This window comes from Thermococcus thermotolerans (assembly GCF_024707485.1).
In the GTDB taxonomy this organism is placed as follows: Archaea; Methanobacteriota_B; Thermococci; order Thermococcales; family Thermococcaceae; genus Thermococcus; species Thermococcus thermotolerans.
This window is the reverse complement of sequence record NZ_CP102602.1, coordinates 280,048-295,900: the sequence shown is the minus strand read 5'-3', so window position 1 is coordinate 295,900 and position 15,853 is coordinate 280,048. Positions and strand designations below refer to the sequence as shown.

Below are 15,853 nucleotides of genomic sequence, written 5' to 3'. Positions count from 1 at the left end.
CATAATGACAGCTATACTTTGAGAGATTGATTAAACGACAATAAATCGAGGGATAATATTTTAAACCCCTTCAACCTATGGGGGGCACCAATGGAGGGAAAGGAGATGTTCCGGAAAGAGGCGACGGTTGGGAGATATTTCAGGTATTCAGACGCGAGGTGCCTTAGCGTACCGGCCCTTCTGGTGAGCTACCGCCATCATTGACTCTTCTGGAACTTCGTTAGACCTGGATAGTTCTGGCATCCTCTGTCTTGTGAATAAAACTCAGGAGGGGTTAGTGTGAGGAAGGGTTTGCTGGCCGAGTCGGAGAAGTTATCCGAGATTGGGAAGTACCTGAGGAGAACCTTCGAGCTGTGGGGCTACCGCGAGATTTTCCTCCCCGCCATCGAGGAGTACAGCGGGAACCTTAGGAAGGGAACCAAGTTCGCCTACAACAACGAGTTCTACGTCATAAAACCGGACATAACGTCGCAGATACTGGAAAACATCAAAGAGCCACCCGAGAAGCTCAAGCTCTACTACATCAGCGAGGTTCTTGACGGGGGAGTTAGAGGACAGTGGCAGGCCGGAGTGGAGTACATCGGTGGTGACGTTACGAAAATGGCCGCGGAAGTGCTCCTCACGGCCATAACCGCCCTCGAAGCGGTGGGGATAGAGGAGTTCTACGTAGACATCGGGAGCCTGAAGGTCTGGGAAAAGGCGACCGAAGACGTGGGGGAGTTCAGGGGAGAGATCTACAGGGCACTCGTGAGGAGGAATTTCGAGATAATAGAGCGCCTCCCGATAGGCAAGGAGAAAAAAGAGGAGCTGTGGAGGCTTTTCAACTTCTGGGGGAAGGAGAGCGGCTACAGGAAGCTTGACAGAATAGTCGAGGCGGTTAACGACGAGCGGTTGTTCATAGACTTTGGCACCGTCAGGCCGCTGCCCTACTACCGTGACATACTCTTCGAGGTCTATTCACCCGAACTGGGGAAGCCGCTCGGCGGAGGTGGGGAGTACACCTTCAAGGGAAGGCCCGCCTTCGGCTTTGCCTTTGACATGGGGGCGCTCTCGAAGCTCTTCAAAAGGAAGGGAGACAGGAACCGGAAGAGGCTGAGCGGAGAGCCCAGGGAAGTCTTTGCCGAGGCCAAGAGGCTCGTGAGGATGGGTATTCCGGTGGAGGTGGAGTGAATGAAGCGCTCCAACGGCGCTCCAATAAGGTTCGTCCTCCCCAAGGGGAGGCTCCTCCAGGGCTCACTGGAAGTCCTAAGGAGGGCAGGAATCGAGCTGAGAGTCCCGGCCGAGCGGAGGCTCATCGAGAGGGTGGGCAGCTACGAGGTTCTCCTTGCGAGGGCCTTTGACGTTCCTGTTTACGTCGAGTACGGGATAGACGTTGGAATCTCAGGGAGCGATGTCGTGGAGGAGCGCGGGAGCGACGTCCTCATACCCCTCGAACTGCCCTTCGGGAAGTGCAGGCTCAGCATAGCCATGCCGGCCGATAAGGCCGTGGAGCCCGAGGAGATGGATGGTTACAGGATAGCCACCAAGTACCCCAGGATAACGAGGCGCTTCTTCGAGGGGCTCGACGTAGAGGTGGAAATCCTGAAGCTCCACGGGAGCATCGAGCTGGCGCCAAAGATAGGGATAGCCGACGCGATAGTGGACATCGTCGAGACCGGAAACACGCTCCGCGCCAACGGCCTCGTCGAGGTCAGGAAGATAATGGACGTCTCCGCCCTGCTCCTCGTCAACAGGATAGCCCAGAAGACGAAGTTTGAGGAGATAAACGAGCTTGTTTTTGCCATAAAGGAGGTGATCAGGGATGGATTTTGACCTTGAGAGCTACGTCGCCGGAATACTGAGGGACATCCGCGAGAGGGGTATCGAAGCCGTCAGGGAGTACTCTAAGAAGTTCGACGGCTATGAAGGGCCCTTCCGCGTAACCGAAGAAGAGTTTAGAGAAGCTGTGGAGAGGATACCGGAAAAAGACCGGGAGATAATCGTCCGCACCGTTGAGCGTCTCTGGGAGTACCACGAGAGACAGATGGAAAGGGAGAGGCTGTTCCTCAAGAACGGCTCCCTCTACGGCCTGATATACCGCCCCATAAGGAGGATAGGGATCTACGTGCCCGGAGGGAAGCCCCTCCCGTCAACGCTGATGATGGTTGCAGTACCGGCGAAGATAGCGGGCGTCAAGGAGATAGCCGTAACCATCCCGCCGAAAGACGGCAAAGTGAACCCCTATGTGCTCTACGTGGCGGAACTGCTCGGCATCGATGAGGTCTACAAGCTAGGCGGCGTTCAGGCGATAGGGGCCATGGCCTACGGGATCGGCATGAAGAGGGTGGATAAGATATTCGGTCCTGGAAACAGGTTCGTCAACGAGGCCAAGAGGCAGGTCTTTGGTGTCGTCGGAATAGACAGCCTGGCCGGGCCGTCGGAGATAGCGGTGATAGCAGACGAAACCGCTGAGAGGGAGTACGTCTTAGCAGACCTTCTCAGCCAGCTTGAGCACGGGAAGGACAGCAGGGCCTGGCTTCTCACCACTTCAAGGGAGCTGGCCGAATACTGCTCGCGCGAGGGGATAGAGGTTATACTCTGCGAGAGCCTTGGGGAGTGCGCCGAGAAGGCCAACGAGATAGCGCCGGAGCACCTTGAGATAATCACCGCTCGACCTATGGAGCTCGTTGACCTCATTGAGAACGCTGGAGCAATTTACCTTGGCCCCTACACACCGGTTCCAGCTGCCGACTACTTCCTCGGTGTCAACCACGTCCTGCCAACTGGAGGGGCGGCGAAGTTCAGCGGTGTGCTGACGGTTAGGGACTTCCTCAAGCCGATAAGCCTGGCCCAGGTGAGCAGGGAAGAGTTCCTCGCCGAGAGGGAGCTCGGACTGAGGCTGGCCGAGATAGAGGGGATGGCCTTCCACAGGAGGAGCATGGAGGTGAGGAAATGAACAGGAATACGAGGGAGACCGATGTGACGGTGGAGCTCGATGTGGCTGGGGAGGTAAGGACGGGCGATAGAGTCCTCGACCACCTCCTTACAGCCCTATTTTTTTACATGGGGCGGGAGGCGAAGGTCACCGCGAGCTACGACCTCAGGCACCACCTGTGGGAGGACGTCGGGATAACCCTCGGCGAGGAGCTCCGCTCCAAGCTCCCGGAGAGATTCGCCCGCTTCGGGAACGCGGTGATGCCTATGGACGACGCCTTAGTCCTCGTCGCGGTGGACGTATCGGGAAGGCCCTACGTGAGCGTCGAGCTCTCCTTTGGGGAGAACGAGGAGGGCTTCGAGAAGGCCCTGGTCAGGGAGTTCCTCTGGGGGCTGGCTCGCTCGCTGAGGGCAACGATCCACGTGAAAACGCTGAGCGGGACCAACGCGCACCACGTCGTCGAGGCGGTCTTTAAGGGGCTCGGCATGGCCCTCGGGAAGGCAATTCAGGAGAGTGGAAAGCTGGAGAGCACGAAGGGCCTGCTGGAGGTGTAAGCTTGATAGCGATAGTTGACTTGGGGATAGGCAACCTCGCCAACGTGAGAAAAGCCCTCGGGGGAGTCATCACGAGCGACCCCTACGAGATTGAAAAAGCAGAGAAGCTCGTCCTCCCCGGCGTCGGCAACTTCGGGGCGGTGGTGGACAGGCTCGAACCCTTGAGAGGGGTCATACTCGACGCAATAAACGATGGAAAGCCCTTCCTCGGGATATGCCTCGGCCTCCAGCTCCTCTTCGAGGGGAGCGATGAGAGCCCCGGAAAGCCCGGTCTCGGAGTTTTCAGGGGAGATGTGGTCAGGTTCCGGGGAGTTAGGACCCCGCACATCGGCTGGAACCAGCTGTGGAAGAAGAAGGACTGCCCGCTCTTCGAGGGAATCAGGGATGGAGCGTACTTCTACTTCGTCCACTCCTACTACGCGGTTCCGGAAGAGGATATCGTTGCAGGCGTCACCGACTATGAGTCGAAGGGAAAAGAGGTGGTCTTCACCTCCGCCGTCTGCAGGGAGAACGTCTACGCCGTCCAGTTCCACCCGGAGAAGAGCGGAAGGAACGGTTTGAGGGTCATGAGAAACTTCAGGAGGCTTTAAGATGGAGGTTTATCCGGCAATAGACCTCATGAGCGGAAAGGCCGTGAGACTCTACAAGGGGAGGAGAGGGGACGTTAAGGTCTACGGCGATCCAGTAAAGATAGCGGAGCGCTTCGCCGAGCTGGTGGACAAAATCCACATCGTTGACCTTGATGGTGCCTTCGAGGGCTTTCCGAGGAACCTCGACGTCGTCGAGGGAATAATTGAGGAGACGGGCCTCAGGGTCCAGCTCGGCGGCGGTTTAAGGAGCTACGAGGCCATTGAGAGGGCCTACGAAATCGGCGTGGAGAATGTAATAATAGGCACGAAGGCCTTCGACCTTGAGTTCCTCAGGAGGATAACCGACGACTTCGATGGGATAACCGTCAGCCTGGACTCAAGGGGCGGGAGGATAGCAATAAAGGGATGGCTTGAGGAGGGAATGCCGGTTAGAGAGGCCTACGAAACGCTCAGGGCTTACGTTGACCGATTCATCTATACGGCCGTTGAGAGAGACGGGACGCTGACCGGGATAGAGAAAATCGAGAGGTTCTGGGAGAGCGAGGAGTTCATCTACGCCGGAGGAGTTTCAAGCGCTGAAGACCTGAGATGGCTCGCCGAAATAGGATTTTCAGGGACCATAGTTGGAAAGGCGCTGTATGAAGGGCTTGTCTCACTTGAGGAGCTTCTGGAGGTGGCAGAATGCTCGCCAAAAGGGTAATCGCGGCGCTGGACATAAAGGCCGGCCGGGTCGTCAAGGGGATAAAGTTTCAGAACATACGCGACGCCGGCGACCCGGTCGAGCTGGCGAAGCGCTACGAGAGCGAGGGGGTAGACGAGATAGTCTTCCTCGACATAACTGCATCCTATGAGAAGAGGGGGATCCTGCTGGAACTCGTCGAGAGAATAGCCGGGGAGATATACGTCCCCTTCACGGTGGGAGGGGGCATAAGGACCGTTGAAGAGGCGAGGGAGATAATCAAACGCGGCGCCGACAAGGTCTTCATCAATACGGCCGCAGTTGAAAGGCCCGGGCTCGTGAGGGAGATAGCTGAGCTCGTAGGCAGTGCAAACCTCGTGGTGGCGATAGACGCCAAGTGGAACGGCTCCTTCTGGGAGGTCTACACCCACGGCGGGAGGAAGGCGAGGGGACTTGATGCGGTCAAGTGGGCCAAGCGTGTTGAGGAGCTCGGCGCCGGCGAGATACTGCTCACGAGTATGGACACCGACGGGACGAAGGAAGGCTTCGACGTACCGCTGACGAAGGCCGTTGCAGAGGCGGTGGACATTCCCGTCATAGCCTCCGGAGGGGCGGGAAAGCCCGAGCACTTCTACGAGGCCTTCAAAGCCGGGGCGGAGGCAGCATTGGCCGCATCAATCTTCCACTACGGAGAATACACTGTCGGCGAGCTGAAGGAGTATTTGGCCGAGAGGGGGATTCCGGTCAGACTCGACTACTGAGGTGGTAGAATGAGCGTGGAGGAACTCATCGAGAAGGTCAACTGGGACAAGAACGGCGGAATCGTCCCGGTTGTAGTCCAGGACACCGAGGGGGAGGTTCTCACCTTAGCGTACATGGACAGGGAAGCGTTAAAGAGAACCCTCCAGACCGGCTACGCCCACTACTACTCCCGCTCGCAGGGGAGGGTCAGGATGAAGGGCGAGGTCAGCGGGAACGTTCAGCGCGTTAGGGAGATAAAGGTGGACTGCGACGACGATGCGCTCCTCCTAATCGTGGAGCAGAAGGGCGCAGCATGCCACACGGGGAACTACTCCTGCTTTTACCGGAAGCTCGGCGAGCCGGAAAGGGTTCTGCCGATGGACTACTCGCTGACCATCCTGCGGGAGCTTGAGGAGCTGATAAGGAAGCGGAAGGAGAAGCCCGTTGAGGGCTCCTACACCTCAAGGCTGTTCCGGGAGGGCAGGGAGAGGATTTACAAGAAGTTCGGCGAGGAAGCCGTCGAGGTTCTCGTCGCTGAAAACAGGGAGCGCCTGATATACGAAACCGCAGACATGCTCTACCACCTGCTCGTCCTTCTCGCCTACAACGACGTTTCCCTCGGCGAGGTGATGGCCGAGCTGAGGAGGCGGAGGGGATGAGGATCCGGGAATTTGTCAAGTCGTTCGAACCGTACCGCGTCGTGGAGGAGAACTACCCCATAAGGCTCGATAAGAACGAGAGCCCCTACGACCTGCCCGGCTGGATAAAGGAGGAGATATTCGAGGAGCTGAGGGAGCTGAGCTTCAACCGCTATCCCCAAGTAACCTCGATGCCGGCCAGGGAGGCCATAGCCAGCTTCTACGGCCTGTCTCCGGAGAACGTCGCCGTCGGGAACGGCGGGGACGAGCTCATAAGCTACCTTGTCCGGCTCTTCGAGGGGGACTACATAGTCACGACGCCGCCGACCTTCGGGATGTATTCATTCTACGCGAAGCTGGAAAAAGTTCCGGTTGTTGAAGTGCCCCTGAAGGAGGACTTCACGATAGACGGTGGAGCAATAGCGGAGAAGGCTGGAAACGCGAGCGTTATCTTCATAGCCTCTCCCAACAACCCAACCGGAAACCTCCAGCCAGAGGAGGAAATAATCAAGGTTCTCGATACGGGAACGGCCGTGGTTCTCGACGAGGCCTACGCTGAATTCGCAGGAAAGAGCCTCTGGAGGCTGATCGAAGAGTACCCGAACCTCATCGTCCTCAGGACTTTCTCCAAGGCATTCAGCCTGGCGGGAGTAAGGGCGGGCTACCTCCTGGCGAACGAGGAGGTTGTCGATGCCCTGTATCGGGTAAAGTCTCCGTTCAGCGTCGGGATAATGACGATGGCGGCTGTAAAGGTCGTTCTCAGGCACTACGACCTTGTGGAGAGGCGCGTGACGAAGATAGTCGAGGAGCGGGAGAGGATAAGAAAGGCCTTCCGGGAGTTCACCTACCCCAGCGACGCGAACTTCCTCCTGATGAGGCTGAACGCGTACAAGTTCCTCCTGAGGAAGGGCATAGCCGTCAGAAAGCTCTCGGGAAGGCTCGACGGCCACATACGAGTCACCGTTGGAAGGAAGTGGGAAAACCGGAAGCTGATAGAGGCCCTCGGGGAATACCTGGAGGTGGAAGGATGTGGATAGTATTCGACGTTGACGGTGTGCTCATAGACGTGAGGGAGAGCTACGACACTGCCACGAAGCTTACCGCAGAGTATTTCCTCAGGCTGTTTGGAATCGAAAGGAAGGTAAAGCCCGAATGGGTCAGGGAGCTCAGGAGGAAGGGCTCCTTCGGCGACGATTTCAAGGTCAGCGAGGCGCTGATACTCTTCGCTCTCTCTGGAAGGGCTGAGGAGCTCATCGAAGAGTTTCCAGAAGGGGGAACCATAGAGTGGGTTCGCGAGAAATTCGGCTTCCAGGTCTTCGGCGGGAGCATCGAGAGGGTCTTCAACACGTTCTACCTTGGGAGGGAGTACCCGAAGAGGCTCTTCGACTTCCCGGGGCTGTGGAGGAAGGAGCATCCCATCGTCAGGAGGGAACTCCTGGAGAGGGCCTCTGAGCGCTTCAAGCTGGGGATCGTCACCGGTCGGAGCGCCCTGGAAATGGAGCTGGCGGAGAAGATAATCGGGTTCAAATTCGAACACGTCGTTACTAGGGAGATATATCTCAAACCAGACCCCAGGGCACTGTGGGAGCTCGCGAGGGGCGAGCCCGGGGTCTACATAGGCGATACGATAAACGACGGCCTCCTCGTGGAGAACTACCGGAAGAGGTACGGGAGGAAGTTCGACTTCGTCATGGTGGGGCGGGACGTGGAGGACGTTAACGAGTTCCTGGTGGAACTGCTGGAGGGTGGCGTATGAGGGTGGCGGTTATAGGCGCCGGAACCATAGGCGGTGCAATAGCCAGGGCACTGAGGGAGTCGGGACATGAGGTAGTGGCCACCAGGAGGGACGTGGAAAGGGCCTCATGGCTGAGGGATCACGGGGTTGCGGTGATCTCCGACAACAGGGAAGCGGCCCGGCGGGCAGAGGTGGTTTTTATCGCAGTCAAACCGGGTAAAGTGGGGAGGGTTCTTGACGAGATATCTGACGTTATCGAGGGAAAAATCGCGATATCGGTAGCGGCGGGCGTATCCCTGAAGGAACTGAAAAGAACCGCCGATGCAAAGTTCGTGAGGGCAATGCCCAACATAGCTGTCCTTGTGGGGGAGTCGTTCACCGCATATTCAACCGAAGACCTCAGCGAAGAGGAAACGAAAATCGTGGAGGATCTCCTCGGAGCCTTCGGCGTGTGTGCAAGGGTGGAGGAGGAACACATGGACGCAATAACAGGGCTCAGCGGCTCCGGGCCGGCATACGTCACGGTCTTCCTTGAGGCCATGGTGTACGGAGGACTGAGGACGGGGCTTCCGAGGGAAACGGCAAGGGCCGCCGCGCTCCAGACCCTGCTCGGTACCGCGAGGCTCCTGATGGAGACAGAAGCACACCCGGCGGAGGTGAGGGAGTGGGTGATCACCCCCGGAGGAACCACCATAGACGGTGTATTCGAGCTGGAGGAGGGGAAGATAAGGACGGCGGTCATGAAGGCCGTGGACGCGGCGACCAAAAAGTCGAGGATACTCTCAAGGAGGATATGAGAACCCTTAAAAACCCCCGCGGAAAGCTCCAACCATGCTCTACGTTGAGATACTCGGAAACCTGCCGGAGATGGCGAGGGACGAGGTAAAGGCGATGCTGGAACTGGCCGGCGGAAGGACAGCCGGCCAGGATTATCTCTTCCTCAAGATTGAGGCGGGCGGGGAGGCGTTCCCATACCTAAACCGCCTTGGCCTGGCCCACGAGTACGGGGAGCTCATCGTGGAGGCGGACTCAGTTGATGAGCTGCTGGAGAAAGCCAGGGGAGTCGAGTGGCCGATTAAGGGGACCTTTAAGGTCGACACAGAGACGATGGCCAACTGCAGGCACAACGTCCTCGACCTGCCGAGGAAGCTCGGGGCGGTCATACACGCCCAGGGTTTTCGCGTGAACCTCTCAAGGCCGGACACACTCGTCCGGGTTTACTGCGGCGAGAAGGTCTACGCCGGGATAAGGCTCCGCTATTTTGACCCCAAGGACTTCGAGGGCAGAAAAGCCCACCACAGGCCGTTTTTCAGGCCGATTTCCCTCCACCCGAGGGTCTCCCGCGCGCTGGTGAACCTCACGAAGGCCAAGAGAGAGCTCCTCGACCCCATGATGGGCGCCGGCGGGATCCTCATGGAGGCAGGCTTTCTCGGCCTGAAGGTCTACGGGGTGGACATAAGGCCGGAGATGGTTGAAGGCGCGGAGATGAACCTCAGGCACTACGGGGTAAGGGACTACGAGCTGAAGCTCGGCGACGCGACGAGGCTGGAGGAGCTGTTTGACAAAAAGTTCGAAGCCGTTGCTACCGACCCGCCCTACGGGACCTCGGCGACGCTCGCCGGGAGAAGGAGGGACGAGCTCTACAGGAAGGTATTGGAGAGCATCTACGGGGTTCTTGAACCCGGCGGGAGGCTGGCGATAGCCTTTCCGGCGGACTTCGACGGGAAGGCGGAGGCCGAAAGGGCCGGCTTTGAGCTGGTGGGCAGGTACTACCAGCGCGTGCACAAAAGCCTGGAGAGGTACTTCTACGTTTTTGAGAAGTGACGTTACAATGGCATGCTTGGTTAACAAAATCTTTTTTACGGTTAACATCGACCTAAAAAGACGGGGGATGATTTATGGAGACCACAGGAGAAGACGTGCTGTTAGAGTACCTCAAAAATCTCAGTCCAGGAGAGGACGTTATAATCGAATACACCTCCAGGGAGCCGGTTCATATACTCCTGCACCTCATTCTGAGGTGCCTGCGAAGGAACGGGCTTCCCGTCATTATAGTGGACGAGCTTGACCAGCTCCATGTGTTTAGAACCCACATGAAACTGGCGGGGATCGACACAGGGCTTATTGACGGTGCCAACGTCATAAAAATCGGCGGTTTGATTAAGACCGGGAACGTCCTCGGCAAAGTTGACCTCAGCAAGGAGTTTCCAATCAGGAAAAAGTACTACGAGGAGGCCCTGCGGAAGGCAGATGCAGACCATACCGTCAGGATCGTGCCCGGCTTTGACAAGGTTCTGGCGATGCATGAGGAGGATAGGCGTGAACTGGAGGCACTGTTTGGATATATGGTTCGGCCCCACCTCGGCGACGAGAGGAGAACAACGTTCTACTTCATGAACACAGAACTTTTCAGCGAGAGAACCCGCAAGGAGTTCAGGGAGCACGCCAGCAGGGTTCTAAAGGTGAGGTTCGAGGAAGACGTGCTCAGACTTAAAATCATAAAGTCCCCCTACCTCTCGGAATACGGGAAAAGGATAGAGATAAGGGTCAAAAACAGCTAGCCCTCAGTCCTCAAGCCAAATCTCCAGCCTCTGCTTTCCTTTTCCGAGGCTGGAGCGCTTGAACTTCTTCAGGTGGCCTATCTCCTTTATGTCCCTCACGTGCGTCCCGCCGCAGGGTATGACCTCAAAGTCCCTTATCTGCGTGTATCTGGTTTCCCCTTCCCACCATGTCTTCATCTCGCCGCCCTCGTCAACGAGCCGGTTGAATGTCTCGATTATCTCAGCCCTCCACTGGTTCACGTTCTCCGGGTAGAGTATGTCGTAGCGGCCCTTCTCGACGCTCATACCGCTGCCGTAGAGCTGCCACTCGCCGGGCAGGACGACGTTGAGGACGTGCTCCATGAGGTGCATTGCCGTGTGTATCCTCATGAGCTTGTACCTGTAGTCCCAGTCGAGCCTGAGCTCGACCTCATCGCCGGGCTTGAACTTCTCGGGCTCGGCAACTGCATGCCAGACGTTTCCTTCCTCGTCCTTGTAGACGTCGAGGACTTCAACACCGTTTATCGTCCCCCTGTCGTGGGGCTGGCCGCCGCCGGTCGGGTAGAAAATTGTCTGGTCGAGAAGAAGGGCACCCTCCTTCACCTCAAGAACCCTCGCCTTCGCTTCCCTCATGTAGGCATCCTCGTAGTAGAGCTTGCGGGTCACCTTTATCACCCCAGAAGAGTTTGGCTTCAGCATTTAAATGAATATCGAAAAGGAAAAGGCTCAGCGCCTCTTCCAGAAGACTATGGCACCGACCACCAGCAGGAGTGCCACCGCTATTGCTATTACCTGCTGGGTCTCGCTCAGACTGCTCTTCTCCTCCGGAACGGTGTACCTTATCTTTGCCGTGGTGTGGTTGGAGAGCATCTTGGTTATGTCCTCCGCTGTTGCGCCGTAGCGTATAAAGACGTTTGAGACTATCTTGAGGCTGGTTCCATCCCTCACAACGGTCATGGTGAACCTGTTGCCGTTGAGGCTCTCGCTTATGTTGTCCGGCACCTCAAGGAACTTTCCGCCGTCGGGGAGGTTTATGGTGAGGTAGAGGGTGTGGTTGACCTCGTACTCCATCCTGTCCGTGAGGCCACTCGTGAGGCCAAGGGTCGGGTCGAACTGGTAAACGTAGGAGCCGTTCTCAAAGGTCGTGAAGTTCCGCAACATGTACTCGGCGTCTATCACCAGCGGGGCATCGGTCTCGTTGAGGCCGAGTATCTTAACCTTGCCGTTGTCAACAAGAGCTCCCCGGTAGCCGAGGGCTATCGAGTACGTCCTCAGAATGTACTCCGTAGCGTTCTCAACGCCGTAGGAGATTATCTCCTTCTTCCTGGCCTCGACCTCGGACTTGGGTTCGATGTACTCGTCCCTCATGTGGAGCCTGACGTTGCCGTTGGCGTAGATGTCCAGTGTGACATACTCGTTCATTACACTGCTCTGGTAGTGCTCCTTCCCTTTGTACGGGGCCCTATAGCGGATGTAGTAGTCCTTGTAGTCACCGAAGAGGGCCTTGTATCCGTCGGGCGGAAGGAACGGCTCAATATAGATATACGAGTTCACGATGACGGTGTCCCCTTTAGCCTCCGAAGTCACAAAGAACTTGCTCGTGTTGTATTGCTTTGCAAAGGCCTTCGGATAGCTGATCAAGGTAGCGTTCTCTGGGAGCTTTATGATGAAGGTGCTGTTGATGTCTATGGCAAAGGGAAGACCCGTGTCCGGAATGTTTATCGTCGCGTAGCCCCTGGTGGGGTCTATGCGGACCTCCCAGTAGTCGCCGTAGGAGTAATACCTCGAAAAGTTGAGGGCTATGGCGTTGAAAACGATTGTCACGTTGTTGCCCTCGGCGATGCCGTAGGACTTTATGCTCTCGTTGGTGAGGTTCATCCCCGACTGTGTAAGGCTCTCAACGTACCTTCTGAGCTGTTCCTGCTCGAACTTTGCTATGGCCTCCTCCACAGTCATACTGCCGTTCTGGGTCTCGTTGAGGATCATGTCTATCTGCTTCTGAATCTCGTCCTTGGGTTCGAGCCAGACGGTTTTCATTGTAATGTTGGCGTTTCCGTTGGGCATAACCACTATGGTAAAAACGAAGTCCTGCTTGTACGTTTTCGGCTGAAAATCCTCCGCAAGCCCGATATTCGGGCCAATGAGAGGCGTCAGCAGAATCGCGGCGAAAAGCACCGCAAGCACTCTCTTCATTACACACTACCTCCATTCCATCTGTACTGGTAACTAGCGCCACGTTGGAGTATTTAACTTTATCTCAGAAGTAGGGAAAGAAAAACCTGACAAAAGGCAAGAAAAAGGCAGAAAGAACCAGAAATCACTTCTCCCACTTGGAGAGGTCCACCTCACCCTCCGTTTTGGCCACGATGGTCGTTCCCGCAAGGTCGCCTGTGACGTTGACCATCGTCCTGCCCATGTCCAGGATGGCATCAATGCCGAGTATCATGGCGTAGGCAAGCGCTACCGGACTTCCCTCGGTCAGGTCGAGGCCGACGCTCTGGAGCACCATGGCGAGCATTATAGCCCCTGCACCGGGAACGCCGGCCGTTCCTATGGATGCCAGCACGGCGGTGAGTATAACAATCAGCTGCTGTCCAAGGGTCAGTGGCTGGCCGATGGCGTAGGCCACGAAGAGAACCGTGACACCCTGGTAGAGCGCCGTGCCGTCCATGTTTATCGTCGCACCGAGGGGCAGTGTGAAGGAGAATATTCCCCTGTCAACGCCCATCTCCTCCTCAGCGACGCGCATGGTAACCGGCAGTGTTCCGCTGGAGCTCCTCGTGACGAAGGCCGTTATCATGGCGTCCTTGGCTTTCTTGAGGAACTTGATGAGGTCGATGCCGAAGACCCTCAGGAGGAGGCCGTAGACCAGGACTATCTGGAGTATGAGGCCGAGGTAAACTGCAACCACGACCTTGACCAGGGGTCCGGCCACGTTGGGCCCGAAAGTGCCGACAACGTAGTAGATGAGGGCAAAGACACCTATGGGCGCGTACTGCATGACGCCTGCTACTATCTTATACATCGCCTCGGCAGCGGCGTCGACTGCCTTGTAAAGGGTTTCAGCGGAGGTCTTGAGCCTCTCGTCCTCGCTGTTCATGAGGTAGCTGATGGCTATTCCAAAGACTATGGCGAAGAATATTGTGGGCAGCACCTGGCCGTTTGAAAAAGCGGCAAAGGGGTTGGTCGGAACTATGTTGAGGAGCGTTTGGACGAGCGAAGGCGCCTCCGCCTGTATTGCCTTCCCTGCACCGGTACCCAGCTCTATTCCGCTTCCCGGCTTGAAGATGTTGCCCATCAGCAGGCCGAAGAACACTGCAAAGGCCGAAGTGGCCAGATAGTAGAGGATTATCTTGACCCCGACCCTTCCAAGTCTCGCTGGGTTGATGCTGGCTGCACCGACTATCAGGGAGAACAGTATGATGGGCATCACTAGCATCTTCAGCAGGCGGATGAACAGGTCGCCAAGGGGCTTGAGAGTGCCCGCATAGCCCGGCAGCAGTATTCCGGCAATAATACCAAGAATCAAGCCGGCAAGAATCTTTTGAAGCACGGGTATGTCCAGATACGTCTTAAGCAGACCCTTTCCCATCGGATACCCCCCATTTAATCGGATATGGATATCAGCAGAGGGGGTAAGCATCCGATGATATATTAATCTTCTGGGCAAAATGATGGCAAAATGACAAATAAATCAGAGAAACCTTAACGAAACATCGCCGTACAAGACCCTCCTTAACTGTCCGTCAATGTCAAGCAGCAGTGATCCGTCATCTAAAACGTCTACCGCACGTCCTATAAGGACATCATTGTCCTCAACGACCCTGACGACTCTTCCGAGGATAAACGTTCTCTCGCGAACTTTGGCCATCATTATCTCCGGCCTCTCCTTAAAGACGCGGTACCAGCCGTCCAGATGGAAGAGGAGCCTCTCAAGAACCCGTTCCAGAGGCATCCTTACGCCTGTGAAGTTCACCATGGCCGTTGCGGTTTCCCTCAGCTCTTCAGGGATGGGATTGTTGACGTTTAGACCAACGCCCAGGATGGTGTACTCGCCAACCTTCCCCTCGGTCAGCGCGCCGGCGATCTTTTTGCCCCCCGCCCACACGTCGTTCGGCCACTTTATCCCACAGGGGATTCCAAAGTCCGCAAGGGTATCGGTGACTGCCAGAGCACCGACGAAGACCAGCCTTGGGTCAACCTTCGGAGGTTTGAGGATGACGCTCACCCACAGACCTCCCTCGGGAGAGGCCCACCGCCGGCCCTTCCTGCCCCTCCCAGCAGTCTGGCGCCTCGCAACCACCACCGTACCCTCGGGAACCTCACGGGCGATGGATTTGGCGTATTCGTTCGTGGAATCCACTTCGTCGAGGGTGATGACCCTGATACCTACAACCTGATCTACTTTTACCATCCGATCACCATCCGAAACTCAATCCCGGCCTTAAACAACTTTGCCAAAAACCTTAAATCCTTAAAGGATATATCACCCCCGGTGATTAGTATGGATGCGTACCAGAACGTTGGCATTAGGCGTAGGATGGCCAGGTTCTTCCGCAGGGACGGGAGGGGGCTTATCTTCGCGATGGATCACGGATTTGAGCACGGCCCGACCGACTTCGAGGAGCACTGGGAGCACGTTAACCCGAGGATAATCCTCAGGAAGGTCATCAGGGCCGGTGTGGATGGCGTTATGATGCTCCCCGGCCTGGCCAGAATCGCCGGTGACGAGCTCAGGCCCAACGTGGGGCTCATGATAAAGCTCACCAGCAAGACTGAACTCAGGCCGAAAGACGACCAGCTCCTCCAGAGCCAGCTGGGCTTTGTTGAGGACGCGGTGAAGCTCGGTGCAGACGCTATAGCCGCAACGGTTTACTGGGGCAGTCCAGCCGAAGACGCAATGATGCGTCAGTTCGCGGAGATAGCGAGCTACGCCCACGACCTCGGCTTCCCGGTTGTGCAGTTCGCCTACCCGAGGGGCCCGTACATCAACGAGCGCTACGGCAAAAAGGAGGACTACCGCGTGGTCATGTACGGTGCCAGGGCAGCAGTCGAGAGCGGCGCTGACATGATAAAGACCTATTGGACCGGCTCACGGGAGACCTTTGCGAAGGTGGTTGAAGCCGCAGCTGGAGTCCCTGTTCTCCTGAGCGGCGGTGCCAAGACCGAGAACCCAGTTGATTTCCTGAAACTCGTTTGGGAGGTCATCGAGGCAGGCGGCGCTGGAGCCGTTGTCGGCAGGAACATCTTCCAGCGCGAGAACCCGGAGCCGTTCATAAAGGCCCTCATAAAGGTCGTGCACAGGAACGAAGACCCCGAAGAGGCTGCGAAGGCGGAGGGCCTCCTCTGAAGTTTATCTTTTTCGTCTATTGACGAACTATTCTTCTTCTCGCGTCGGAACTTTTTTAAGGTTTGACGGCCTTTAGTGGGCATAAACGTAGTGACACACAGGGAACCGGGTG

General features: G+C 56.8%; 18 protein-coding genes. 14 read left to right on the top strand and 4 right to left on the bottom strand.

The window, feature by feature from the left end; genetic code table 11:
- Positions 1 to 279 precede the first annotated feature (279 nt).
- The 13 genes from NUS69_RS01740 (at position 280) to NUS69_RS01680 (ending at position 10,412) form a co-directional block, all read left to right on the top strand.
- A complete protein-coding gene (locus tag NUS69_RS01740) occupies positions 280 to 1,170 on the top strand; it encodes an ATP phosphoribosyltransferase regulatory subunit (protein ID WP_258084155.1) in 891 nt (296 codons plus the stop codon).
- Between the two features lie 24 nt (positions 1,171 to 1,194).
- Positions 1,195 to 1,812: an ATP phosphoribosyltransferase gene (hisG, locus tag NUS69_RS01735; RefSeq protein ID WP_258084875.1), complete on the top strand. Its 618-nt coding sequence runs from the start codon at positions 1,195 to 1,197 to the stop codon at positions 1,810 to 1,812.
- A complete protein-coding gene (gene hisD, locus NUS69_RS01730; RefSeq protein WP_258084154.1) occupies positions 1,802 to 2,935 on the top strand; it encodes a histidinol dehydrogenase in 1,134 nt (377 codons plus the stop codon). The genes hisG and hisD overlap by 11 nt, the downstream gene beginning before the upstream one ends.
- Positions 2,932 to 3,468: an imidazoleglycerol-phosphate dehydratase HisB gene (gene hisB / locus NUS69_RS01725; protein ID WP_258084153.1), complete on the top strand. Its 537-nt coding sequence runs from the start codon at positions 2,932 to 2,934 to the stop codon at positions 3,466 to 3,468. The genes hisD and hisB overlap by 4 nt, the downstream gene beginning before the upstream one ends.
- Positions 3,469 to 3,470: 2 nt before the next feature.
- Positions 3,471 to 4,058 carry an imidazole glycerol phosphate synthase subunit HisH gene (gene hisH, locus NUS69_RS01720; RefSeq protein ID WP_258084152.1) on the top strand — a complete coding sequence of 196 codons (588 nt, stop codon included), beginning with the start codon at positions 3,471 to 3,473 and terminating at the stop codon, positions 4,056 to 4,058.
- A gap of 1 nt (position 4,059) precedes the next feature.
- Complete coding sequence (gene hisA, locus NUS69_RS01715) at positions 4,060 to 4,758, top strand: 1-(5-phosphoribosyl)-5-((5-phosphoribosylamino)methylideneamino)imidazole-4-carboxamide isomerase (RefSeq protein WP_258084151.1); 699 nt, start codon at positions 4,060 to 4,062, stop codon at positions 4,756 to 4,758.
- The gene (hisF, locus tag NUS69_RS01710; RefSeq protein WP_258084150.1) at positions 4,740 to 5,498 is read left to right on the top strand and encodes an imidazole glycerol phosphate synthase subunit HisF; all 759 of its coding nucleotides are present in this window, start codon (positions 4,740 to 4,742) and stop codon (positions 5,496 to 5,498) included. The genes hisA and hisF overlap by 19 nt, the downstream gene beginning before the upstream one ends.
- 9 nt (positions 5,499 to 5,507) lie before the next feature.
- Positions 5,508 to 6,137, top strand: a complete 630-nt coding sequence (gene hisIE / locus NUS69_RS01705; RefSeq protein ID WP_258084149.1) for a bifunctional phosphoribosyl-AMP cyclohydrolase/phosphoribosyl-ATP diphosphatase HisIE — start codon at positions 5,508 to 5,510, stop codon at positions 6,135 to 6,137.
- On the top strand, positions 6,134 to 7,153 hold the full coding sequence (hisC, locus tag NUS69_RS01700) for a histidinol-phosphate transaminase (protein WP_258084148.1): 1,020 nt from the start codon (positions 6,134 to 6,136) through the stop codon (positions 7,151 to 7,153). The genes hisIE and hisC overlap by 4 nt, the downstream gene beginning before the upstream one ends.
- Entirely contained in the window at positions 7,144 to 7,872 is a 729-nt protein-coding gene (locus tag NUS69_RS01695; RefSeq protein WP_258084147.1) for an HAD family hydrolase, read from the top strand. Before hisC ends, NUS69_RS01695 begins: the two co-directional genes overlap by 10 nt.
- A complete protein-coding gene (gene proC, locus NUS69_RS01690; RefSeq protein ID WP_258084146.1) occupies positions 7,869 to 8,648 on the top strand; it encodes a pyrroline-5-carboxylate reductase in 780 nt (259 codons plus the stop codon). Before NUS69_RS01695 ends, proC begins: the two co-directional genes overlap by 4 nt.
- A 34-nt stretch (positions 8,649 to 8,682) precedes the next feature.
- Entirely contained in the window at positions 8,683 to 9,675 is a 993-nt protein-coding gene (locus tag NUS69_RS01685; RefSeq protein ID WP_258084145.1) for a TIGR01177 family methyltransferase, read from the top strand.
- A 74-nt stretch (positions 9,676 to 9,749) separates the two neighbouring features.
- On the top strand, positions 9,750 to 10,412 hold the full coding sequence (locus tag NUS69_RS01680) for a DUF257 domain-containing protein (RefSeq protein ID WP_258084144.1): 663 nt from the start codon (positions 9,750 to 9,752) through the stop codon (positions 10,410 to 10,412).
- Positions 10,413 to 10,415: 3 nt separating this feature from the next.
- Here NUS69_RS01680 and NUS69_RS01675 read toward each other — a convergent pair whose 3' ends face one another.
- The 4 genes from NUS69_RS01675 to NUS69_RS01660 all read right to left on the bottom strand — a co-directional run bounded on the left by NUS69_RS01675 (position 10,416) and on the right by NUS69_RS01660 (position 14,805).
- On the bottom strand, positions 10,416 to 11,057 hold the full coding sequence (locus NUS69_RS01675; RefSeq protein WP_258084143.1) for an alanyl-tRNA editing protein: 642 nt from the start codon (positions 11,055 to 11,057) through the stop codon (positions 10,416 to 10,418).
- Between the two features lie 60 nt (positions 11,058 to 11,117).
- Complete coding sequence (locus tag NUS69_RS01670; RefSeq protein WP_258084142.1) at positions 11,118 to 12,584, bottom strand: exodeoxyribonuclease VII small subunit; 1,467 nt, start codon at positions 12,582 to 12,584, stop codon at positions 11,118 to 11,120.
- A 124-nt stretch (positions 12,585 to 12,708) separates the two neighbouring features.
- Positions 12,709 to 13,983 carry a dicarboxylate/amino acid:cation symporter gene (locus NUS69_RS01665; RefSeq protein ID WP_258084141.1) on the bottom strand — a complete coding sequence of 425 codons (1,275 nt, stop codon included), beginning with the start codon at positions 13,981 to 13,983 and terminating at the stop codon, positions 12,709 to 12,711.
- Between the two features lie 102 nt (positions 13,984 to 14,085).
- The gene (locus NUS69_RS01660) at positions 14,086 to 14,805 is read right to left on the bottom strand and encodes a biotin--[acetyl-CoA-carboxylase] ligase (RefSeq protein WP_258084140.1); all 720 of its coding nucleotides are present in this window, start codon (positions 14,803 to 14,805) and stop codon (positions 14,086 to 14,088) included.
- 90 nt (positions 14,806 to 14,895) lie between these two features.
- On the opposite strand from NUS69_RS01660, the gene fba reads away from it, so the two are divergent.
- Positions 14,896 to 15,741, top strand: coding sequence for a class I fructose-bisphosphate aldolase (gene fba, locus NUS69_RS01655; RefSeq protein WP_258084874.1), 846 nt, complete (start codon positions 14,896 to 14,898; stop codon positions 15,739 to 15,741).
- Positions 15,742 to 15,853 lie beyond the last annotated feature (112 nt).